Source organism: Blattabacterium clevelandi, assembly GCF_003268615.1.
Classification (GTDB): Bacteria; Bacteroidota; Bacteroidia; order Flavobacteriales; family Blattabacteriaceae; genus Blattabacterium; species Blattabacterium clevelandi.
Genome location: NZ_CP029844.1, coordinates 400,312 through 422,328, shown reverse-complemented (window position 1 = coordinate 422,328; position 22,017 = coordinate 400,312). Strand labels below are relative to the sequence as shown.

The window sequence follows — 22,017 nt, the reverse complement described above, 5'->3', positions numbered from 1 at the left end:
TTTTATTGAAAAATTTTTATAATAGGCCTTTAGAACTAGGCAATTTTTTAATATTATTTTTTTGTATAGCCATTTTAATAGCTCTAGCGAAAGCTTTAAAAATAGATTCTATTTTATGATGATCATTTTTTCCTGTAGCATGAATATGAATATTGCATTTTGCAGAAGAAGAAAAAGACTTAAAAAAATGAATAAACATTTCTGTAGGGACTTGACCAATCTTTTCACTTAAAAAATTTGTTTTCCAAGATAATTCACTTCTCCCTCCAAGATCCAATATTACTGTAGCTAAAGAATCATCCATAGGAATGAAAAAAAAACCATAACGTTCTATTCCTCTTTTATCTATAATAGATTGATGAAAAACTTCTCCTAAAGCAATTGCAGTATCTTCTATAGTGTGATGTTCATCTATATTTAAGTCTCCGTTTGTGTGAATATTCATATCTATCATACTATGAAAAGCTATTTGTTCTAGAAGATGATCAAAAAAACCTAATCCTGTTTTTATATCTGATTTCCCTTCTCCATAAAGTTGAATAGTGATTCTTACGTCTGTTTCTAATGTTTTTCTTCTATGTTTAACCAATTTTTTATTAGATGCATATTTCAAATATTCGTAAATATTTTTCCAATTATCAGTTTTCAAAACTATTTTTTTTTTGAAATTTTTTATTTCTATGGAAAATTCTTTTTCGGATACATTATGATGATTTTTATTGATCCATATGGACTTACATCCTAAGTTATTAGCTAATAAAACATCCGTAATTCTATCTCCAATAACAAAAGAATTGGAAAGATCATAATCCGAATGAAAATAAGAAGTGAGCATTCCGATTCCTGGTTTTCTGGTAGAAGAATATTCTTCTGGAATAGTTCTATCTATATGAATAGAAGAAAAATGAATTCCTTCTGTTTTTAATATCTTTAATATATGATTATGTATAGGCCAAAATTTTTTTTCAGGAAATTTTTCAGTACCTAATCCATCTTGGTTAGTTACCATAACTAAATCATAATCTAATTCATTAACTATTTTAGTTAAAAAAAATATAACTTTTGGATAAAAATTCACCTTTTCAATAGTATCAATTTGATAAGTAGGAGGGGTTTCTTGGATTATTGTTCCATCTCTATCAATAAATAATATTTTTTTCATGGTATTTTTTTATTTTATTCCTTATACTTAGAACATTTTTCGGAATATTTTTTGATTTGATCTATCAAATACTCATTTTCTTCATGAGTACCTACTGTTATTCTTAAACATTCATTACACAAAATGATTTTAGATCGATCTCTAACAATAATATTTTTATTAACTAAATGTTGATAAAGATTTTTTGATGAAAAGGAAATTTTAACTAGTATAAAATTTGAAGAACTAGGATATACTTTATCTATAATTGGAATTTTTTTTAAAGAGTCTTCCATATATTTTCTTTCTGAAAGGATATTTTTTAAATGATAAAAAAATAAATCCTTATTATTAAGAGCTTGAATAGCTATTTTTTGAGATATTTGACTTACGTTATAGGGAAATTTCACTTTATTCATCCATTGAATAATTTTTTCAGAAGAAATAGCAATTCCTATTCTTAATCCAGCCAGTCCCCAAGATTTAGAAAGTGTTTGTAAAATAATTAAATTGGGATATTTCTCTATTTCTAGAGAAAAAGATTCTTTTTCTGAAAAATCAATATAAGCTTCATCTAAAACAACAATACCGGTAAATTGTTTTATGATATTTTCAATATCTTCTTTTTTTATATCATTTCCAGTAGGATTATTTGGAGAACAAATAAAAATTATACGACTATATGGATTAATTGAATTTTTGATTTTTTTCAAATTTAATTGATATTCTTCTTCCGTTAGAAAAACTTTTACAATATCTACTCCATGAATTTTTCCACTAACTTCATACATGCCATATGTAGGTGGAAAAATAATTACATTATCTGTATTTGGACGAGAAAAAATACGATAAATTAAATCAATAATTTCATCACTTCCATTTCCTAAAAAAATTTTGGATGAAGAAATTTTTTTTATTTCTGATATTTTTCTTTTTAATTCTTTTTGTAATGGATCCGGATATCTATTGTAGGAATTAGAAAAAGATAAAGGAGCCCCAAAAGAATTTTCATTGGCATCTAGAAATATAGAATTTTTTTCTTGATAAGAATATTCTTCTCTAGCAGATAAATAAGGATCTATTTTTAAAATATTATCTCTGATTAAGGAATTCAAATCAAAATTTGAAAAATCATCTCTATTCATGCATTCACATTCAATATTCATTTTTTTAATCTAATATTAATCGATTTTTTATGTGCTATTAATCCTTCTTCAGAAGACAATAAATCAACACATTTTGATAAATTTCGTAATCCTTTTTTGGAAATTTTTTGAAAAGTGATTTTTTTAATAAAACTATCTACAGATACTCCACTATAAGATTTAGCATAACCATATGTAGGAAGTACATGATTGGGACCAGAAGCATAATCCCCAATACTTATTGGAGAATAATTTCCTATAAAAATAGACCCAGCATTTTTTATTTTGTTACTCCAATAAGAAGCATTATTACAATTAATAATAAGATGTTCTGGAGCAATTTCATTAATTAAGTTTATCCCTTCTTCCAAAGAATCAAAAACAATAATTTTGCTTTTTTCCAAAGCCTTTTTCATAATATTTTGTCTATAGGATAGATTAATTAATTGTTTTTTTAATTCACTTTTTACTTTTTCTATCCACCAAGATTCATTTATAGTAACTAAAATAATATAACTTTCCATATCATGTTCTGATTGAGAAAGTAAATCGGAAGCTACATATTCTGGATTAGCTGTATTATCTGCTAATATAACAATTTCTGAAGGACCTGCAGGTATGTCAATAGACACAATTCCCTTTTGGGATACAATTTGTTTAGCTATTGTTACATAAGAATTACCTGGTCCAAATATTTTATAAACTGATGGGATACTTTCTGTCCCATATGCCATGGCAGCTATTGCTTGAGCTCCTCCTATTTTATATATTTGTGTAATCCCTATATATTTAGCTGTGTATAAAATAGATGGATGTATTTCTCCATTTTTATTTGGAGGTGAACATAAAATTATATTTTTGCATCCTGCTAATTTACCTGGAATTCCTAACATTAATACAGTAGATAATAAAGGAGCGGATCCTCCAGGTATATAAAAACCTACTTTTTCTATAGGAACAGATTTTCTCCAACAAAGAATTCCTGGTAATACCTCAATTTTAGATTCTTCATGGATTTGTTTTTGATGAAAAAATTTTATGTTTTTATATGCTATTTCAATAGATTTTTTCAAACAATTTGAAATTTTTATATTTGCTTTATTAATATCTTCTTCCGTTACTTGAATATATTTTAGATTAAAATTATCATATTTTTTTGTATAGGTTTTTAAGGCTAAATCTCCATATTTTTTTACATTATTTATAATAGGAGTCACTGAATCAATTAATATGGAAATATCTTTAATAGGTCTTTTTATAAGATATTTCCACGTATTGAATGAAGGATGCATATAAACTTGAATATTCATATTATATTAAAGTATAATTTTTTCTATTGGAAGAACTAATATATCTTGTGCACCAAGTTCTTTTAAATTTTCTATAATCCCCCAAAAATCATTTTCATTGACTACAGAATGTACAGAACTGCATTTTGAATTTGCTAATGGAAGAATAACTGGACTTTTAATTCCTGGAAGATGAGATATTATTTTTTCTAAGTGTTCATTAGAGACATTTAAAAGAATATATTTATGATTTTTAGCTTTTTTTACAGATCGAATCCGAAATAACAATTTTTCCATTATGATATTTTGTGGTTCTCCTAAATGCAGATTAGATGCTAAAACAGCTTCAGATTGAAGAATTGTTTCTACTTCTTTTAATCCATTCATAAAAAGTGTAGATCCACTACTTACCAAATCACAAATACAATCTGCTAATCCTATTCCAGGTGCAATTTCTACAGCTCCAGAAATTTCGTGAATTTCTGCTTTTATATATTTTTTTTCGAAAAATTCTCTAACCAAAAATGGATAACTTGTAGCGATTCTTTTCCCATTTAAATCATTTATTTTTTTATAAACCAAAGATTTAGGAATTGCAATAGCAAGACGGCATTTTCCAAATCCTAAAGTTTCTTTTATTTTTATTTTTTTTCTTTTTTCCAAAAGAACATTTTTTCCAACAATTCCTATATCAGCTACTCCATCTTCTAAATATTGAGGAATATCATCATCACGTAGAAAAAGTATTTCTAGTGGAAAATTAAGAGCTGTTGTTTTTAATTTATCTATTCCAATATTAACCTCTATACTACAATCTTTAAGTAACTTGATGGAGTCGTCATAAAGACGCCCTGATTTTTGAATAGCTATTTTAAGTTTATCCATTATATAGGAAGGAATAATATATTTAATAGTAAAAGCTTACAATATAGTAAGCTTTTACAGTAATTTTTATCTTTATCTCTAGATTTAATGAGCAAATATAAAAAACTATTTTGAATATTCTTTAACCTTTTCGACCACTATTTTTTTTATTCATTATTTAATAATTATTATAAATTGAATGATTATTTTTAATAAAAAATTTTTTTTATGGAATATGAAAATTATTAGTTATAATATTAATGGAATTAGATCTGGAATCAATAAAGGGTTATCCAATTGGATTAAAATAAATCAACCAGATATTTTATGTTTTCAAGAAATAAAAGCTTTTCCGGAACAAATAGATACCAGTATATTTGATAATTTGGGATATTACCATTATTGGTATCCTTCAATAAAAAGAAAAGGATATAGTGGAGTAGGTATTTTATGTAAAAAAAAACCAAATCATATAGAATATGGAATTGGAATCGATACTATCGATCAAGAAGGAAGAATATTACGAATAGATTTAAAAAAAATATCCGTGATTAATCTTTATCTTCCCTCAGGAATAGATATGAAAAATAGATTAAATTTTAAATTTTATTTTATGGATAATTTCATTTATTATATAGAAAAAATGAAAAAAAAATTCACAAATCTTATTATTTGTGGAGATTACAATATTTGTCATAAAAAAATAGATATTTATGATCCTATAAAAAACCATGAAAATTCCGGATTTTTGCCAAAAGAAAGAAAATGGATGAGTGATTTTTTAAATTTAGGATTTATAGATAGTTTTAGAAGATATGTTAAAGAATCTAAACATTATAGTTGGTGGAGTTATCGTTATAATTCAAAAAAAAATAATAAAGGTTGGAGAATTGATTATATAATGGTTAGCACTTTTTTAAAAAAAAAAATGATAAATGCATATTTATTACCTGAAATAAAATATTCGGATCATTGTCCAACTGTATTAGAAATTGAAATATAAATGATGAATGAAATGACCTGACTGGGATTCGAACCCAGGACCCTTACATTAAAAGTGTAATGCTCTGCCAGCTGAGCTATCAGGTCTGAATTCTAATATATTTGAATTCTATCTATGCTATCTATGGATTATATATATTAATTATTAATTAATTTAATTTAATAAACAAATATACTATTATAAATTTTATATTTTCATGAAAGTAACTTTGATTGGATATATGGGAAGTGGGAAAACTTATATAGGAAAAATTTTATCCAAAAAATTGAAATTTGTTTTTTATGATTTAGATTCTATGCTAGTTAAAAAAAAAAAGGATTCTATATATAATATTTTCAAAAAAAATGGAGAAACTTTTTTTAGAAAAATAGAACATTTAATGCTTAAAAAATTTTTAAAAAAACATAAAAAATATATTTTATCTGTTGGTGGAGGGACTCCGTGTTATTATAACAATATTGATTTATTAAATAAATATTCGAAAACATTTTATCTAAAAACAAATATTTATACATTATATAAAAGGCTGTATATAGAAAAAAAAAATAGACCTCTTATATCTCATTTATCTAAAAATGAATTATTTATATTTATTATGAAGCATTTTTCAAAGAGAATTTTTTTTTATGAAAAATCTTCTAAAGTAATTGACATTACTGGAAAATCTAAAAACAAAATAATTAAGGAAATTATAAATCATATTGATTGAATCATTATGGAATATAAATTATCTGATCCTTTATTTTTAAAAAAATTAATAAAAGAATTTTCAATTGAAAATAAAAATGTTTGTGTTGCTGTAAGCGGAGGATTAGATAGTATGGTCCTTCTCAATTTATTACTTTATATTTCTTTTAATTTTAATATCACATTAAGTGTAGCTCATTGTAATTTTTTACTAAGAAATAAAGAATCTAATGAAGATGAAGATTTTGTAAGGAATTTTTGTGTTAAAAAAAATATTTCATATCATATTAAACGATTTAATACTTTTGATTTTTCTAAAAAAAAAAAATTATCCATACAAATGGCTGCTAGAAAACTTAGGTATAATTGGTTTGAAGAATTATTAGAAATATATTCATATGAATATATAGCTTTAGGGCATCATTTTAACGATTCTATCGAAACATTTTTTATTAATATGATGAGAGGAACAGGAATTAAAGGATTATTAGGAATACCTATAAAAAATAAAAAATTTATTCGTCCTCTTTCTGATTTTACTAAAAAAGAAATTTTATATTATGCTAAAATAAAAAATATAAAATGGAGATTAGATAGCAGTAATAAAGAGTATAAATATTTAAGAAATAAAATTCGCTTAATAACATCTACTTTTTCCAATTCTTTTTATAAGGGTGTAAAAAAAAGTATGGAATATCTTTATAAGGAAAATCTTTTTATAGAGATAGAGGTAGAAAAAATCAATAAAGAGATTACAGTAGAAAAAAAAAATAATCCATTTTTATGGAAGATAGAATGCAAAAAAATAAAAAATTTACAACCATTATCATTTTATTTATTTAAGTTATTTTTTCCATATGGATTTTCTAATATAGAAAATTTAAAACATCTTATTCATGCACAATCTGGGAAACAACTTATCTCAAAAAAATATCGTATTATTAAAAACCGAAATTATTGGATTTTAATAGAAAATCATTTTTTTGATAAAAACAATAAGGGGTACTTGATACAGGATATAAAATTTGGAAATTTAAAATATTTACCTATTGATATAAAATTTATTATAAACCCTCCTACAACTACAAATACAATAAAAAAAGAAGAAAATACGAAAAATATGTCATTCATAGATTTTGATAAAATTAAATTTCCTTTAGAATTAAGAACATGGAAAAAAGGAGATTACTTTTTTCCTTTAAACATGAAAGGTAAAAAAAAATTAAGTAAATATTATAAAGAAAAAAAATTTTCTCTTTTGGAAAAAAAACAAATATGGTTATTAATTAATGGTAATGGATATATTATTTTGGTTATAGGGAATCGATTAGATGATAGATTCAAAGTTACAAAAAAAACAAAAAAAATATTAGGAATAAAGATATAATTTTGTTATTACATTAGTATTTTTTTTAATTTTGGAAAAGAATTAGTTATTCTAGTTATTCATGATATGAAAATACATAATTTTAATGCTGGTCCTTCTATTTTACCAAAAGAAGTTATTAGAAAATCAGCTCAATCTGTAATTAATTATAATCAATACGGATTATCTTTGCTTGAAATATCTCATAGGAGTAAAGATTTTGAAGAAATAATGGAAAAAACTACTAATTTGGTAAAAAGTTTGATGAATTTAAATGAAGATTATGCAGTTTTATTTCTTCAAGGAGGTGCTACATTACAATTTACAATGGTTCCATATAATTTAATGAAAAAAGAAGCAGCTTATTTAGATACAGGAATATGGGCTAATAATGCTATTGAAGAAGCGAAAAAAATTGGAAAAGTAAAAATACTTTTTTCTGGAAAAAAAACAAAATATGTTTATATATCTAAAAATTATAAAATTCCAGATGAAGTAGATTATTTTCATTGTACTTCAAATAATACTATTGTTGGAACACAAATGAAAATATTTCCTAATACTTCTATACCCATAATTTGTGATATGTCTTCTGATATTTTTAGTAGAAAATTGAATTTTTGTAAATTTGGATTAATCTATGCTTCTGCACAAAAAAATGTAAGTTCTGCAGGAATGACAATTGTTATAGTAAAAAAAGATATTTTAATAAAAACTCAAAGAAATATACCTTCTTATCTAGACTATAAAATTCATATTAAAAATAAAAGTATTTTCAATACACCAAATGTATTTTCTATTTATACTTCTATGTTAACTTTAAAATGGATAGAAAATAAAGGAGGAATTTCTATTTTAGAAAAAGAAAATCAAGAAAAGTCTCAATTATTATATGATGAAATAGATAGAAATAATCTATTTGAAAATAAAATTTATAAGGAAGATCGTTCTAATATGAATGTTACCTTTTTTTTAAAAAAAAAAAATCTAAAAAAAAAATTTGATGATATGTGGAAAAAAGAAAATATTATTGGATTAGAAGGACATAGAGTTTTAGGTGGATATCGTGCTAGTATATATAATGCAATTCCATTAGAAAGTGTACAGGTTTTAATTGATATAATGAAAGAATTTGAAAGAATATTTTCATAAAAATGAAAAAAATCGAACATCGTATTTGTTCCATAAAAAAATCAATACCAAAAAATATAAAAATTTTAGCAGTATCTAAAAATCAAAATATTTCTTCTATAGAAAAAGTTTATCAAACAGGACATAGAGATTTTGGAGAGAATTATATTCAAGAAATGATCCTAAAATATAAAAAATTACCAAAGGATATTCGTTGGCATATGATTGGTAGAATTCAAAGTAATAAATTAAAATATATAGTTCCTTTTATTTATTTAATTCATAGTATTCAAAAAATTGAACATCTTAAAATAATAAATAAAGAAGCGCTTAAATATAATCGGTTGATAAACTGTTTATTGCAAATAAAAATTTGCAATGAAAAAAATAAATCCGGAATTACTAATAAAAAAGTTCATGAAATTTTGGAAAATGATCATTATAAAAATATGAAAAATGTAAAAATTATTGGACTAATGGGTATGGCTACTTTTCATGGATCTATTCAAAAAATACGTCATGAATTTGATTATTTAAATAAAATATATAATGAATATAAAAATAAATATAAATATTCTGTCCTTTCTATGGGAATGAGTAGAGATTATCCTATAGCTATAGAATGTGGGAGTACACTTATTCGGTTAGGAACGTATTGTTTTGGAAAAAGAAAAAAAAAGATTCAATAATTAATAAAATCTATTCGAGATTTTTTTCTAATCTTTATTTTTTTAATGATTCAATAAAGATAATTTCAATTATTCATTTATTTTCATATTTACATAATTCCAAAAAAAAATATTGAATATTATCGTAATATACGATATCCATAAAAATAATAATAAGGAATAGAGTAATTTTAACTTTTAAAGTTTTGAAAAAAAATCATTGATTAAAATTGGAATATTCCATCTATCATTGATTATAATTTTTTTATATTATGAAAAAAATTTGAATATAAAATATTCACTACATTTTTATATAAATATAAAAAAAGTTATAAAATTGGATTTATACAAAGAATAAAATTCATTATTTTTTAAAATAAGGATTATCAATTTTTAATAATAAAGTTTTTGGAAAAAAAAAAACTTAATTTTAAATTAAAATATAATTCTATTGGAGTAGTTCTATCATCTCAAATTTTTTCTGAATAGTTCTAAAAATAAATTTAAAAAAAAATACTTAAAAATAAAAAAAAACTCATAAATAATATTGTATATATAAAATAATTGGAATAGAAAAATCTTATACTATAAAAATAGTAATTATATGAATTTTAAAGTAAAACTATATATATAATATATTTTAACAAGTCACAAGTTCACAAGAATAAATAAATTTTTCATATTTAAGTTTATGTTATATTATTATTTATGTATGGATAATAAAATCAATTTTATTATTATGAAAATATTTATTTTTCCTTTTTTATTTTTGATTTTTTCTATTTCTTTTTCTGTGAAATCTATGGAAAAAGAAAATATAATGGAAAAAAAAATTTTAGATATTTATCATCCAATTTCTAAAGATTATCAATATTGGACAGAAGATAATAAAAAAAAAAGAAATTTGGATACAAATTCGTTTTCTATAGAAAACGAATATTCTAATAATTTTTTTATAAAGGATAATTTTGGTTTTTTTAAACTTAAAGAAAAAGATTTAATCATTCCTAATTCTGATACAAAAAAAAATTTTTTATCGTATTGTAATACAATATTTCTTAATAAAAATCATCTACCTAAAATGTATTTTTTAAATGATATTTTTTTCTCTCGTGAAAAAATTAGATACTTTGACGTAAAAACTCCAATATCAGAAATTTTTTATATAAAAAATTCTTTTCAAGAAAAAATACTAAGTGGTTTATTTAGTCAAAGTCCAAATCAAAAAATCAATTATTCTATAGAATATAGAAATATTTTTTTTGAAGAAGAATCAAATATAAATTTAAAAAAATATCATAATTTATTTTTAAGTACATTTAATTATAAATATTCTGATTCTGATCATGATAAATTAATATGGGGGCATTTTTTATATCAAAATTTTTATAAAAAAAAAAAAAATAAAATTCCTTTTTGGAAAACAACGGATAATTCGAATTTTTTTTTTGATAAAAAAAATCTTTTTCATCAAAGATTATACATAAGTTTTTTTCAAAATATACCCCATTCATGGATTCAATCAAAAAATAGAGAAAGTACTATTTTTTTAAAAGTCAACATGGAATATTCCAAATATTTGAAATCTTTTTTTTATTCTAAAGAAAAATTTCAAAATAATAGGATCAATTTATTATATTTTAAAAATGAATCTTCTTTAATTTTTGAAATTAAAAAAAAATTAAATCTAGAAATAGGTGCTATTTATGATCAAATACATTATCAATTATTTTCAAATTATTTATTTGATCCAATTTATGAAAATGAAAAGAAAAATTTGAATTTCAATAAAATATATTTAGAAACAAAAATTCATTATTTCATTAACAATATATTTAAAATTAATTCCTATGCAAAATGGTTGATATATAAAAATAATTTACAAATATCTACTCAATTGGATACAAATTTATGGTCAAAATTTCAGTTTTTAATCAAATTTAATATCAATAATAATATTTTTTCTGATTTTATCAATTTTTATATGTTTCAAAAAAATGGAAATTGTTACAATAATCAACAATACAATAATGAAATATTATATATAAAATCCATTAATCTTTCTTTTTTATCAAAAAAAAAGTTGAACGTTTTTTTTAATATATATGATATAAATCGTCCTGATCAAAATAATAATCCAAATCTATTATATTGGAAGTATATACGTTCCTGGAATTTAAAAATTAAAATAATTCATGATATATGGAAATTTCATTTTAATAATTTGATTTTATTCCAAAATCAAGAATCTGATCAATTAAATTTTTCCATTCCAAATTTTCTTTCAAAAAATACAATATCTTACGAAGATAGTTATTTTAATAAAGCATTATTAGTGCAAACTGGATTTTCTATTCATTATTTTAATAAATATTTTCATCAATATTTTTCATATCCCTTTGATTTATTTTCTTTTTATTTAGAAAATGAATGTTGCCCTACAAAAATAGGAGGATCACCTTGGTTAGATTATTTTTTAAATTTTAAAATATTTAGAACTATTTTTTATAGTAGCATACAAAATATAGGATTTTATCATAATAAAAAAAATATTTATAATCATAAAAATAAAAATTACTTTTTTAAAATAGGAATATTATGGAACCTTTTTACTTAAACTTAATTCGATTAATTAATCTTTTTTTTAATCTGTAATTTTAAGAAAATAATAAAAAAATAGAAGATATCATGACATATACTACTAAAAAAAAATATGCTTTATTTTTCGTTAAAAAAATGAAGAATTTTTAGACATTTCTAGATTTTTTTAATGATCATTCAATATTCTTTAAAAAAGTAAATTTTTGGACTATAATGAAAATTGAATAATTGATCAATTCATAAAAAAAAATAGATAAGTATTTAATTAAAATAAAAAATTAAATTTTTGTACAAAAAAAAATATTTAATATCTAATATAATGAACCTTAATAATTTAAAATATAGTAAAAATCATGAATGGATAGGATCATATGTTTTTAATGATAATAATAATGAAAATATATATGCAGTAGGAATTACTCATTTTGCTCAAAAGGAGTTAGGAGATATTGTTTATTTAGATATAGAGGAAACTATTATAGGAACAAAAATAAAAGAAGGAAATATCTTTGGAACAATAGAAGCAGTTAAAACTGTTTCCGATTTATTTATGCCAGTTTCAGGAGAAATACTAGAATTTAATAAAATTTTACTATCTAATCCAGAATATTTAAATAAAGATTCTTATAATAAAGGTTGGATACTTAAAATAAAAATATTGAATAAAAAAGAATATGATAACCTAATGTCATTTAAAGAATATAAAAAATATATAGGAGAAAAATAAAAAAGTAAAATTCTGAAATTAAAATAGATAATAATAAAAATGAAACGAAATGAAAATTTTAAATTTCTTGATGATGAAAAAATTGCAGAAAAAATAATTGATTTTAAAGATAAAAATATCACTTCTGTTCGTTTTTTTATTCCATCTATTCATTGCAGTTCATGTATTATGATTTTAGAAAATTTATCTAATATTCATAAAAATATAATTGAATCTACCGTTGATTTTCCAAGTAAAATAGTGAGAATAATATTCAATCATTCGGTATTAAAATTAAGTTATTTAGCAATTATTCTTGAAAAAATAGGTTATAAACCTTCTATTAATTTCGAATTTCTAGAAAACAAAAATAAGAAAAAAATATTTGATAGAAAATTGATAGGAAAATTAGCTATTTCTTTTTTTTGTTTTGGAAATATTATGCTTTTAGCTATTCCAGAATACGTAGGATCTCATGAAGATATATGGTTTTTAGAAAATCGTAATTTTTTCCGTTATTTAATGTTAATTCTTTCATTACCTATTGTATTATTTTCTTTCACAGATCATATAAAATATGCTATTTTAGGATTAAAAAAACATATTTTTAATATGGATATTCCTATTTCTATTGGAATATTAGTTCTTTTTTCATGGAGTTGTTATGAAGTATTTTTTGATTTAGGATCTGGATATTTTGATAGTCTATCTGGATTTTCATTTTTTTTACTTATCAGTAAAATATTTCAAATTCATACTCATAATAAAATATTTTCTTTTGAAAAAAGTTATAAATTCTTTTATCCTATTTCAATATCAAAAATTAAAAAAAATAATAAAGAAGAAAATATTTTACTTTTTTCCTTAAAAAAAGGAGATCATATTATAATTAGAAATGAAGAAATTATTCCTGTAGATTCTATATTAATAAAAGGATCCGCATTATTAGATAATAGTTTTATTACAGGAGAATCTTATTTAATAAGTAAAAAAATAGGAGAACGAATTTATGCTGGATCCAAACAAAAGGGGGAAGCTATCTATTTAAAAGTAATCAAAGATGTAGATCAAAGCTATCTAAGTTTATTATGGAATAATAAAAAATTCCGTAAAAACAAAAAATTTTTTCATTTAAATTCAATAACCAATAAATTTAGTCAATATTTTACTCCTATTGTTTTAATCATTTCTATAATAACTGGAATATATTGGTATTTTATTAATGTATCAAAAATTTTTCAAACTGTTTTTTCCGTATTAATTATTACTTGTCCTTGTGCAGTAGTTCTTTCAACTCCATTTATACTTGGAAATTTCATACGAATATTTTCTAAAAAAGGATTTTATATAAAAGATATTTCGACTATGGAACGAATTGCTAATATAAGTACTTTAATTTTTGATAAAACAGGAACTATTACAGATCAAAATAAAGACAAAATTTTTTTTATTGGTCCATATCTTAAATTTAAAGAAAAAAAAATTATTTCCTCTTTATTAAGAAATTCAATTCATCCCTTAAGTAAAAAAATTTTTTCAGAATTGTCTATACATCAATTCTATCCTATAAAAAAATTTCGGGAAATAATAGGTTATGGTATGGAAGGAATTATAAATAAGGTTCCAGTCAAAATTGGATCTTCCAAATATATAGGTGTGACAATAAATAATTCTCAAGGTACTTCAGTAGCTATTTCTATAAATAAAAAATTCATAGGTTATTTTTTATTTAGAAATTATTACAGAAAAGGAATAAAAAAAATATTCCAAAATCTAAAAAAAAAATATAAAATCATTATTCTTTCCGGTGATAATAATGAATTAGAAAAAAAATATTTAGAATCGATTTTACCAAAATCTAGTAAAATTATTTTTAATCAAAGTCCAGAAAAAAAATTAAATTATGTAAGAAAAATACAAAAAAATGGAGAAAAAGTAATGATGATTGGAGATGGAATTAATGATTCTTCTGCATTAAATCAAAGTGAAGTTGGCGTTTCTATATCAGAAACTCCAAGTAGTTTTTTCCCTAATTGTGATGCTTTTATTCAATCCAATTATTTGAATAAAATTTTTTTATTTTTAAAAATATCCAGGATATCAATCAAATTGATTATTGTAAATTTTATGATTAGTTTATTTTACAATGGTATAGGAATTATATTTGCAATAACCGGTTATTTAACTCCTTTTATCGCAGCTATTTTAATGCCTTTAAGTTCTTTATCCGTAATTATTTTTTCTTTATTATCTACTTGGATGGTTTCACGAAGATTTTTATCTTAGATAAATAAAAAATTATTTTTTTATGGATATATTAATTATAATGATATTATCTAGTATTTCTTTAGGAGCTATTTTTCTTATAATTTTTTTAATCAGTCTTTATTATGGTCAATTTGATAATTATGAATCTCATAAAATTAGAATTTTAATAGATGATCATAAAAAAAAAAATAATAATTCTATATTATTATGAAAATAGAAACATACTACTACAATAATCGTATTGTAAAAGCATTTCTATATGCTACCATATTTTGGGCTATTATTGGATTTTTTGCCGGATTAGTTATTTCTCTCTTATTATTTTATCCTGAATTACCTGATTTTATATTAGGAAGTAAACTGAAAAATTCCCAAGGAATATTTGGATTTGGGCGTTGGAGAATGTTACATACTAGTACAGTAGTATTTGCTTTTGTTGGAAATATTATTTTCACAGGATCTTACTATTCTTTACAACGATTATTAAAAACTAGAATATTTAGTGATAATCTTAGTTGGATTCACTTTTGGGGATGGCAAATTTTTATTCTTTCTACTTGGATAACTTTTTTATTGGGAATAAATACTAGTAAGGAATATTCGGAACATGAATGGCCTATAGATATAGGAATTTTTTTTATTTGGATGATTTATGGAATCAATATGATAGGAAGTATTTTAAAAAGAAAAATTAAACATTTATATGTCAGTATTTGGTTTTTTTTAGGAACATGGGTTGCCGTAGCTATGTTACACATTTTTAATAATCTTGAATTACCTATTGATATTCTAACTTTTAAAAGTTATTCTATATATGCTGGAGTTCAAGATGCTTTAATGCAATGGTGGTATGGACATAATGCTGTAGCATTTATTTTAACTACTCCTATACTTGGATTAATGTATTATTTTGTTCCAAAAGCATCTAATCAACCCATTTTTTCCTATAAACTTTCCATTATTCATTTTTGGTCTTTAATATTTATCTATATATGGGCTGGTCCACATCATCTTATGTATACATCTCTTCCTAATTGGGCTCAAATTTTAGGTACTATTTTTTCTATTATGCTAATTGCTCCTTCTTGGGGTGGTATGTTAAATGGATTATTGACCTTAAGAGGAGATTGGAATAAAGTAAAAAAGGATCCTATTTTAAAATTTTTTACAGTAGGAATTGTTTGTTATGGAATGGCTACTTTTGAAGGGCCTATGTTAGCAACTAAAAAACTAAATTCAATTGCTCATTTTACAGATTGGGTAATTGCTCATGTTCATTTAGGAACTTTAGGTTGGAATGGATTCATGGCTTTTGGAATAATCTATTGGTTAACAAAAAAATTATGGAATACTAAATTATATTCTACATTATTAGCAAATATTCACTTTTGGTTTGGAATATTTGGGATAATATTTTATATTTTTCCACTTTATTTCGGATCTTTATTACAATCTGAAATGTGGAAAAAATTTAATCCTGATGGGACTCTAGTATACAAAAATTTTTTGGATACCGTTATATCTATTATTCCTTTTTATAAAATAAGATTTATTGGTGGAATCATTTATTTTTTAGGTTTTATTATGATGATTTATAATATTTTTAAAACCATACAAAAAGGGTATTTTATTAATAATGAAGAATTTCAATTAATTTCATTGCATGAAAATGAAAATAAAATAGAAAAAAAGGAAAAATTTCATAATTGGTTAGAACAAAAGCCTATACAATTTGCTATTCTTTCTTTTATAGCTGTAGCTATTGGGGGGATAATAGAAATAATTCCTACTTTAGTGATAAAGTCTAATATTCCCACTATTGATAATGTAAAACCTTATAAGGCACTTGAATTAGAAGGTAGGGATTTATTTGTCAGAGAAGGATGTAATTCCTGTCATAGTGCTCAAGTTCGGCCTTTTAGAGATGAGGTAGTTCGTTATGGAGAATATTCTAAAGCAGGAGAATTCATATATGATCATCCATTTCTTTGGGGGTCTAAAAGGACAGGTCCTGATTTAGCTAGAGAAGGTGGAAAAAATCCTAGTTCATGGCATTTTAATCATATGCATAATCCTCGTTCTACTTCTCCTAAATCTATTATGCCAAGATATCCTTGGCTTATTTATAATGAATTGGATAGATCTAATACAGAAAAGAAAATAAAAGCTATGGTCAAATTAGGGGTTCCATATACTTTGGAATATATGAAATATATATATCAGGATATGGATACTCAAGCAAGAAAAATTGTATCTGATATTTATCAGGAATATCCAAGTTTAAAAAAAGAAATAGATCAACAGAGGAAAATAGAAAAAGAAAAATTTATTCCTTTGGAAAAAAGAGAAATCATAGCTCTAATTTCTTATTTACAACGTTTAGGTACGGATATTAAATCTTAAAAAAAAAATTGATGATAAATTTTTTTAAACAAAATTTTATAACAGAAAAATATATAGGAATATTTCAATCTATTATGTTAATTTTATTTTTTATCGCTTTTTTATTTATTTTATTTTTGGTTTTTGTAAAATCTTCAAAATATTATAAAGAGGTAAGTATAATTCCTTTAGAAGGAAAAAAATAAAAATATTTATGAGATCAAAAATTCCTTCTTTTATTATTATTCCTTTTTTTTTATCCGTTATAATATTCATTCTCTATATTTTTTTCGGAATAGATCATCGTTCGTACATAGTTAATCCAATAACTATATTCTTTTTTATTATTATAACAATATTATTGTTTATTTTAGATTCTATTAATAATTTAATTTATCGAAGAAAATTAAAATTTCTTACAGAAGAAGAAAGACGTAAAATTTTTGAAGAAGATGAAGGAAATTATTTTTATAGATTCTATAAATTTTTATTTCATGATTCCAAAAAAATGAATCAAGGGGTAAAAAAAATAGATCATGGATTTGATGGAATTCTAGAATTAGATAATAAATTACCAATGTGGTGGGTTCATCTTTTTTATACTACAATTTTTTTTTCCGCAATTTATTTTTTTTCTTATTTATTCATGGATTTTTCTAATCCTTATAAAGAATATGAAATAGCTTATAAAAATCAGTTAAGAGAAATAGATATTTTTGAGAAAAAAAAGCCACAAGTAACTATAGAAAATGCTTTTTTTAATCCAAAATTTATTGATAGTGGAAAAGCTCTTTTTGAAGAAAATTGTTCTACTTGTCACCAATCTGATGGTAGTGGAAATATAGGCCCTAATTTAACAGATGATTACTGGATAAATATAATAGAAAAAGATTTATTTAAGAATATATTTTCTATTATTTGGTATGGAAGTAAAAATAATCCTACTATGCGTGCTTTTGGTCAATCAGGGGAAATTAAAGGAAATGATATTCATAAAATATCTAGTTATGTTTATTTTATAAACATACAATCAAAAAAACCTATAAAATACAAAGCACCTCAAGGAAAAAAAAATATGGATTGGAATAAAATTTAATTGATTCAATTTTTATTTTTATTTTTTGAGTACACATATACATTAATTATGAGAATTAAATTTAGCTGGGAAACAAGTATTATATTATCTTTTTCTTTTTTTATCATTTTTATCATTTATATTGCGTTTTTCTTTCCTCATGTAGGTAGTCAGCTTGTATCCGATAGGTATTATGAAGAAGAAATAAAATATCAAGAAATTCTCAATGAAAAAAAAAATGTATTAAAACTTCCTAATAAAATTAAAATATTCATCTTATCTTCTGGAATTAGAATTATCTTTCCAGAAGTTTTAGATAATATTTATGGTTTTTTTACTTTATTAAGATTTTCATCTAAATATTTAGATGTGAATCGGTCTTTTAAAATTTTGAGATCTTCAAGTAAAATATTATTTATTCCTAAAAAAAATTTGAAAAAAGGATGTTATAAACTTATAATTAGATGGAAATCTGATCAAAAAAAATATTTTTTTGAAAAAAATTTATTTTGGTGATCCTAATATTTTTTTATAAAATTTATTTTTTTATCTGTTTTCAAAACCATATCAATATTTAGTATAATGAGAAAAGACATAAATAATCTTCGTGAAGAATCTTTAAATTATCATAGTAAATTTCCTTCTGGAAAGATACAAATATCTCCAACAAAAAAATACAATAGTCCAAAATATTTATCTCTAGCATATTCTCCAGGAGTAGCAGAGCCTTGTAAAGAAATAGCACGATTTTCTAAGGAAGTATATAAATATACATCTAAAGGTAATCTAGTCGCTGTTATTACTAATGGAACTGCTGTTTTAGGTCTTGGAAATATTGGTGCATTGGCTTCTAAACCTGTAATGGAAGGAAAAGCAATTTTATTTAAAATATTTTCTGGTATTGATGTATTTGATATAGAAATTAATGAATCTGATCCAGAAAAATTTATAAAGGTTGTAAAAGCTATTTCTCCAACTTTTGGAGGAATAAATTTAGAAGATATAAAAGCACCAGAAGCATTTGAAATAGAACGAAGACTTAAATCTGAATTAAATATACCAGTAATGCATGATGATCAACATGGAACGGCTATTATTTCAGGAGCTGCTTTACTTAATTCTATCACTTATGTTGGAAAAAAAATACATAATATAAAAATGGTAATTAATGGAGCAGGAGCTGCTGCTATTTCTTGTGCAAGAATTTATAAAAATCTTGGGGTAAAATCTAAAAATATCCTTATGTTCGATAGTAAAGGATTATTACATATTTCCCGAAAAGACTTAAATAAAGAAAAAAAAGAATTTGCAGTAAATACTTCATTTACTAAAAATTTAGAAGAAGCAATTAAAAATTCGGATGTTTTTATAGGTTTATCCATAGGTGGAATATTAACTCCAGATATGTTAAAAAATATGGCGAAGGATCCAATTGTATTTGCTATGGCAAATCCAGATCCTGAAATTGATTATAACTTAGCCATAAAAGTTAGACCAGATGTTATTATAGCTACAGGTAGAAGTGATTATCCTAATCAGGTAAATAATGTATTAGGATTTCCTTATATTTTTAGAGGGGCATTAGATGTTCATGCAAGTATTATCAATGATGAAATGAAATTAGCAGCTATTCATGCTATTGCTTCTTTAGCAAAAGAACCTGTTCCAGAACAAGTTAATATTGTTTATAATAAAAAAAATATTTCTTTTGGAAAAGAATACATTATTCCAAAACCTTTTGATAATCGGTTAATTACTCGTGTAGCACCTGCTGTAGCTAAAGCAGCGATGGATTCTGGAGTAGCGAAAAATCCTATTTTAGATTGGAAAAAATATCAAGAAAAACTGCTAGATAGAATGGGATATGAAAACAAAATTATCAGAATGATTCAAAATAGAGCACGTACAAATCCTAAAAAAGTTGTTTTTTGTAATGGAGAAGAATATGAAATTCTTAAATCGGTTCAAATTCTTAATGAAGATGGAATTATTTCTATTCCCATTGTTTTAGGAAATGAAAATCGTATAAAACGTTTAATAGATACAAATAATTTAAATGTAAAATTACAAATTATAGATCCTGAAAAAGAAGATAATATAAAAAAAGTAGAACATTATGCTCAAATACTTTGGAAAAGAAGGAATAGAAAAGGATTAACTTTATATGAAGCAAAAATACTAATGCGTACAAATGATCATTTTGGAGCAATGATGGTAGACCAAGGAGAAGCGGATGCCGTTATAACAGGATATACTAGAAATTTTTCATTAAGTTTACGAACTTTATTAGAGGTTATCGGAAGATCAGATTCTATTCATAAAACAGCAGGAATGATTATTTTGTTAACTAAACGTGGTCCTTTATTTCTAGCAGATACTTCCGTAATTTCAAATCCAACTAGTGAAGAGTTAGTAAGAATTGCTCTTATGGCATCTTATGTAGTTAAAGGTTTTGATATTGAACCTCATATAGCAATGTTATCCTTTCAAAATTTTTCATCAAATTCAAAAACTTCTTCTAAAGTATCTCAAGCAGTAGCCTTTTTACATAAAAAATATCCTGATTTAATAGTAGATGGAGAATTACAACCTGATTTTGCATTAAATGAATTTTTATTGGCTAGTAAATTTCCTTTTTCCAAACTTATGAAAAAAAAAGCAAATATTTTTATATTTCCAAATCTTGAATCCGGAAATATGACTTATAAGTTTATTAGAGGATTAGGAAATATGCCAATTATTGGACCTTTAATATTAGGCATGCGTAAAACAGCACATATCATGCAAATGCAATCAAGTATAGAAGAAATTGTAAATCTTGCAACTTTATGCGTAATAGATGCACAATTTAGAAAAAATTAAGAATATGTTTTTTAAATAAAATTTTTTCTCCAAAATGAATTCGAACTTGTTCTTTAAAAAATGGAGAAATAGAACTAGATGTATAAAAAATTGTATTATTCCATTTTTTGGGATGAATGCATAATAAATTATTTTCAAATAATTTATTTTTTATTTCCTGAACTACAATTTTTTGTATATCTATTAAACGAACTTTACCATGATAAAAATTATCTATTTTTTTTTTTAAAAATAAGTAATGAGTACAAGCTAATAATAGCGTATCTATTGATTTTAGATGATTCAAATAATATTTTATGATGGAATTAATCTTGATTTTTTCAAATCCATTTTCAATTATTGTAGCTAATAAAGGCGTAGATATTTGGGTAATATCTAAATGAGGAAAACATTTTTTAATTTTTTTATGATAAAAATTGGAATGTATGGTAGCAGGAGTTGCCATTATTCCTATTCTTTTAGAAGAAAGAAATATTTTATTTTTTACTATGGGATCTATAACATTGAATATTAATATTTTTTTATAAAAATTTTTTTTAATTAAATCTAAAGCATTAGAAGTTATAGAATTACAAGCTATGACTATGGCTTTACATTTCTTTTTATAAAGGAAAGAAACAATTTTTATAGAATTATTTCTAATAAAATCTTTTGACTTATTTCCATAAGGCATATTTTTAGTATCTCCAAAATAAATAATACATTCATTAGGCATATAGGTTTTAATTTCTTTAGCTATAAGAATTCCTCCGATACCAGAATCAAATATTCCTATCGGAGAATAAGGACTTATTCTCATTTTATTGATTTTGAAGAAAAAAAATTATAC

The 22,017-nt window shown here is 22.9% G+C and carries 19 protein-coding genes and 1 tRNA gene; 14 read left to right on the top strand and 6 right to left on the bottom strand.

Going from position 1 to position 22,017, the window contains the following annotated elements; translation table 11 throughout:
* Positions 1 to 16: 16 nt before the first annotated feature.
* Genes hisB through hisG form a run of 4 tightly spaced genes read right to left on the bottom strand, consistent with a single transcriptional unit; the run spans position 17 to position 4,460 of the window.
* On the bottom strand, positions 17 to 1,162 hold the full coding sequence (gene hisB / locus DM817_RS02080) for a bifunctional histidinol-phosphatase/imidazoleglycerol-phosphate dehydratase HisB (RefSeq protein WP_113738378.1): 1,146 nt from the start codon (positions 1,160 to 1,162) through the stop codon (positions 17 to 19).
* Positions 1,163 to 1,176: 14 nt separating this feature from the next.
* Positions 1,177 to 2,307: a histidinol-phosphate transaminase gene (hisC, locus tag DM817_RS02075; RefSeq protein ID WP_235610870.1), complete on the bottom strand. Its 1,131-nt coding sequence runs from the start codon at positions 2,305 to 2,307 to the stop codon at positions 1,177 to 1,179.
* On the bottom strand, positions 2,304 to 3,596 hold the full coding sequence (hisD, locus tag DM817_RS02070; RefSeq protein ID WP_113738377.1) for a histidinol dehydrogenase: 1,293 nt from the start codon (positions 3,594 to 3,596) through the stop codon (positions 2,304 to 2,306). Before hisD ends, hisC begins: the two co-directional genes overlap by 4 nt.
* Positions 3,597 to 3,602: 6 nt before the next feature.
* The gene (hisG, locus tag DM817_RS02065; protein WP_113738376.1) at positions 3,603 to 4,460 is read right to left on the bottom strand and encodes an ATP phosphoribosyltransferase; all 858 of its coding nucleotides are present in this window, start codon (positions 4,458 to 4,460) and stop codon (positions 3,603 to 3,605) included.
* 214 nt (positions 4,461 to 4,674) lie between these two features.
* Here hisG and DM817_RS02060 point away from each other — a divergent pair, with 214 nt between their 5' ends.
* Positions 4,675 to 5,442: an exodeoxyribonuclease III gene (locus tag DM817_RS02060; protein ID WP_113738566.1), complete on the top strand. Its 768-nt coding sequence runs from the start codon at positions 4,675 to 4,677 to the stop codon at positions 5,440 to 5,442.
* A 13-nt stretch (positions 5,443 to 5,455) separates the two neighbouring features.
* Here DM817_RS02060 and DM817_RS02055 read toward each other — a convergent pair.
* Positions 5,456 to 5,528: transfer RNA gene (locus DM817_RS02055), tRNA-Lys, on the bottom strand.
* Positions 5,529 to 5,638: 110 nt separating this feature from the next.
* Between DM817_RS02055 and DM817_RS02050 the strand changes: the two genes are divergently transcribed.
* The 13 genes from DM817_RS02050 to DM817_RS01990 all read left to right on the top strand — a co-directional run bounded on the left by DM817_RS02050 (position 5,639) and on the right by DM817_RS01990 (position 21,188).
* Positions 5,639 to 6,151: a shikimate kinase gene (locus DM817_RS02050; RefSeq protein WP_113738375.1), complete on the top strand. Its 513-nt coding sequence runs from the start codon at positions 5,639 to 5,641 to the stop codon at positions 6,149 to 6,151.
* A gap of 6 nt (positions 6,152 to 6,157) precedes the next feature.
* On the top strand, positions 6,158 to 7,516 hold the full coding sequence (gene tilS / locus DM817_RS02045; protein ID WP_113738374.1) for a tRNA lysidine(34) synthetase TilS: 1,359 nt from the start codon (positions 6,158 to 6,160) through the stop codon (positions 7,514 to 7,516).
* 66 nt (positions 7,517 to 7,582) lie between these two features.
* Positions 7,583 to 8,647 carry a 3-phosphoserine/phosphohydroxythreonine transaminase gene (gene serC / locus DM817_RS02040; RefSeq protein ID WP_113738373.1) on the top strand — a complete coding sequence of 355 codons (1,065 nt, stop codon included), beginning with the start codon at positions 7,583 to 7,585 and terminating at the stop codon, positions 8,645 to 8,647.
* A gap of 2 nt (positions 8,648 to 8,649) precedes the next feature.
* Positions 8,650 to 9,315 (top strand): YggS family pyridoxal phosphate-dependent enzyme, encoded by a 666-nt coding sequence (locus DM817_RS02035; RefSeq protein WP_113738372.1) that lies wholly within the window; start codon positions 8,650 to 8,652, stop codon positions 9,313 to 9,315.
* A gap of 718 nt (positions 9,316 to 10,033) precedes the next feature.
* Positions 10,034 to 11,911: a putative porin gene (locus tag DM817_RS02030; RefSeq protein WP_161520724.1), complete on the top strand. Its 1,878-nt coding sequence runs from the start codon at positions 10,034 to 10,036 to the stop codon at positions 11,909 to 11,911.
* Between the two features lie 303 nt (positions 11,912 to 12,214).
* On the top strand, positions 12,215 to 12,622 hold the full coding sequence (gcvH, locus tag DM817_RS02025; protein WP_113738565.1) for a glycine cleavage system protein GcvH: 408 nt from the start codon (positions 12,215 to 12,217) through the stop codon (positions 12,620 to 12,622).
* A gap of 39 nt (positions 12,623 to 12,661) precedes the next feature.
* Positions 12,662 to 14,887: a heavy metal translocating P-type ATPase gene (locus tag DM817_RS02020; RefSeq protein WP_113738370.1), complete on the top strand. Its 2,226-nt coding sequence runs from the start codon at positions 12,662 to 12,664 to the stop codon at positions 14,885 to 14,887.
* A 22-nt stretch (positions 14,888 to 14,909) separates the two neighbouring features.
* Positions 14,910 to 15,080 (top strand): cbb3-type cytochrome oxidase assembly protein CcoS, encoded by a 171-nt coding sequence (gene ccoS, locus DM817_RS02015; protein WP_113738369.1) that lies wholly within the window; start codon positions 14,910 to 14,912, stop codon positions 15,078 to 15,080.
* The gene (ccoN, locus tag DM817_RS02010; RefSeq protein ID WP_113738368.1) at positions 15,077 to 17,272 is read left to right on the top strand and encodes a cytochrome-c oxidase, cbb3-type subunit I; all 2,196 of its coding nucleotides are present in this window, start codon (positions 15,077 to 15,079) and stop codon (positions 17,270 to 17,272) included. Before ccoS ends, ccoN begins: the two co-directional genes overlap by 4 nt.
* A gap of 11 nt (positions 17,273 to 17,283) precedes the next feature.
* A complete protein-coding gene (locus tag DM817_RS02005; RefSeq protein WP_113738367.1) occupies positions 17,284 to 17,457 on the top strand; it encodes a cytochrome oxidase in 174 nt (57 codons plus the stop codon).
* 8 nt (positions 17,458 to 17,465) lie between these two features.
* Positions 17,466 to 18,347 (top strand): cbb3-type cytochrome c oxidase N-terminal domain-containing protein, encoded by an 882-nt coding sequence (locus DM817_RS02000; protein WP_113738366.1) that lies wholly within the window; start codon positions 17,466 to 17,468, stop codon positions 18,345 to 18,347.
* Between the two features lie 48 nt (positions 18,348 to 18,395).
* Positions 18,396 to 18,842 (top strand): FixH family protein, encoded by a 447-nt coding sequence (locus DM817_RS01995; RefSeq protein WP_113738564.1) that lies wholly within the window; start codon positions 18,396 to 18,398, stop codon positions 18,840 to 18,842.
* Between the two features lie 66 nt (positions 18,843 to 18,908).
* Positions 18,909 to 21,188, top strand: a complete 2,280-nt coding sequence (locus tag DM817_RS01990; protein WP_113738365.1) for an NADP-dependent malic enzyme — start codon at positions 18,909 to 18,911, stop codon at positions 21,186 to 21,188.
* Here the strand turns inward: DM817_RS01990 and murI are convergent.
* Positions 21,175 to 21,987, bottom strand: coding sequence for a glutamate racemase (murI, locus tag DM817_RS01985; protein ID WP_113738364.1), 813 nt, complete (start codon positions 21,985 to 21,987; stop codon positions 21,175 to 21,177). The genes DM817_RS01990 and murI overlap by 14 nt on opposite strands.
* Positions 21,988 to 22,017: the final 30 nt, after the last annotated feature.

Coding starts and splice junctions, on each gene's coding strand:
- ccoN (WP_113738368.1), top strand. CDS start 15,077: ATGAAAATAGAAACATACTACTACAATAATCGTATTGTAAAAGCATTT.
- DM817_RS02030 (WP_161520724.1), top strand. CDS start 10,034: ATGAAAATATTTATTTTTCCTTTTTTATTTTTGATTTTTTCTATTTCT.
- hisG (WP_113738376.1), bottom strand. CDS start 4,460: ATGGATAAACTTAAAATAGCTATTCAAAAATCAGGGCGTCTTTATGAC.
- ccoS (WP_113738369.1), top strand. CDS start 14,910: ATGGATATATTAATTATAATGATATTATCTAGTATTTCTTTAGGAGCT.
- tilS (WP_113738374.1), top strand. CDS start 6,158: ATGGAATATAAATTATCTGATCCTTTATTTTTAAAAAAATTAATAAAA.
- gcvH (WP_113738565.1), top strand. CDS start 12,215: ATGAACCTTAATAATTTAAAATATAGTAAAAATCATGAATGGATAGGA.
- DM817_RS02060 (WP_113738566.1), top strand. CDS start 4,675: ATGAAAATTATTAGTTATAATATTAATGGAATTAGATCTGGAATCAAT.
- serC (WP_113738373.1), top strand. CDS start 7,583: ATGAAAATACATAATTTTAATGCTGGTCCTTCTATTTTACCAAAAGAA.
- DM817_RS02020 (WP_113738370.1), top strand. CDS start 12,662: ATGAAACGAAATGAAAATTTTAAATTTCTTGATGATGAAAAAATTGCA.
- hisC (WP_235610870.1), bottom strand. CDS start 2,307: ATGAATATTGAATGTGAATGCATGAATAGAGATGATTTTTCAAATTTT.
- hisB (WP_113738378.1), bottom strand. CDS start 1,162: ATGAAAAAAATATTATTTATTGATAGAGATGGAACAATAATCCAAGAA.
- DM817_RS02005 (WP_113738367.1), top strand. CDS start 17,284: ATGATAAATTTTTTTAAACAAAATTTTATAACAGAAAAATATATAGGA.
- DM817_RS01990 (WP_113738365.1), top strand. CDS start 18,909: ATGAGAAAAGACATAAATAATCTTCGTGAAGAATCTTTAAATTATCAT.
- DM817_RS01995 (WP_113738564.1), top strand. CDS start 18,396: ATGAGAATTAAATTTAGCTGGGAAACAAGTATTATATTATCTTTTTCT.
- hisD (WP_113738377.1), bottom strand. CDS start 3,596: ATGAATATTCAAGTTTATATGCATCCTTCATTCAATACGTGGAAATAT.
- DM817_RS02050 (WP_113738375.1), top strand. CDS start 5,639: ATGAAAGTAACTTTGATTGGATATATGGGAAGTGGGAAAACTTATATA.
- DM817_RS02000 (WP_113738366.1), top strand. CDS start 17,466: ATGAGATCAAAAATTCCTTCTTTTATTATTATTCCTTTTTTTTTATCC.
- murI (WP_113738364.1), bottom strand. CDS start 21,987: ATGAGAATAAGTCCTTATTCTCCGATAGGAATATTTGATTCTGGTATC.
- DM817_RS02035 (WP_113738372.1), top strand. CDS start 8,650: ATGAAAAAAATCGAACATCGTATTTGTTCCATAAAAAAATCAATACCA.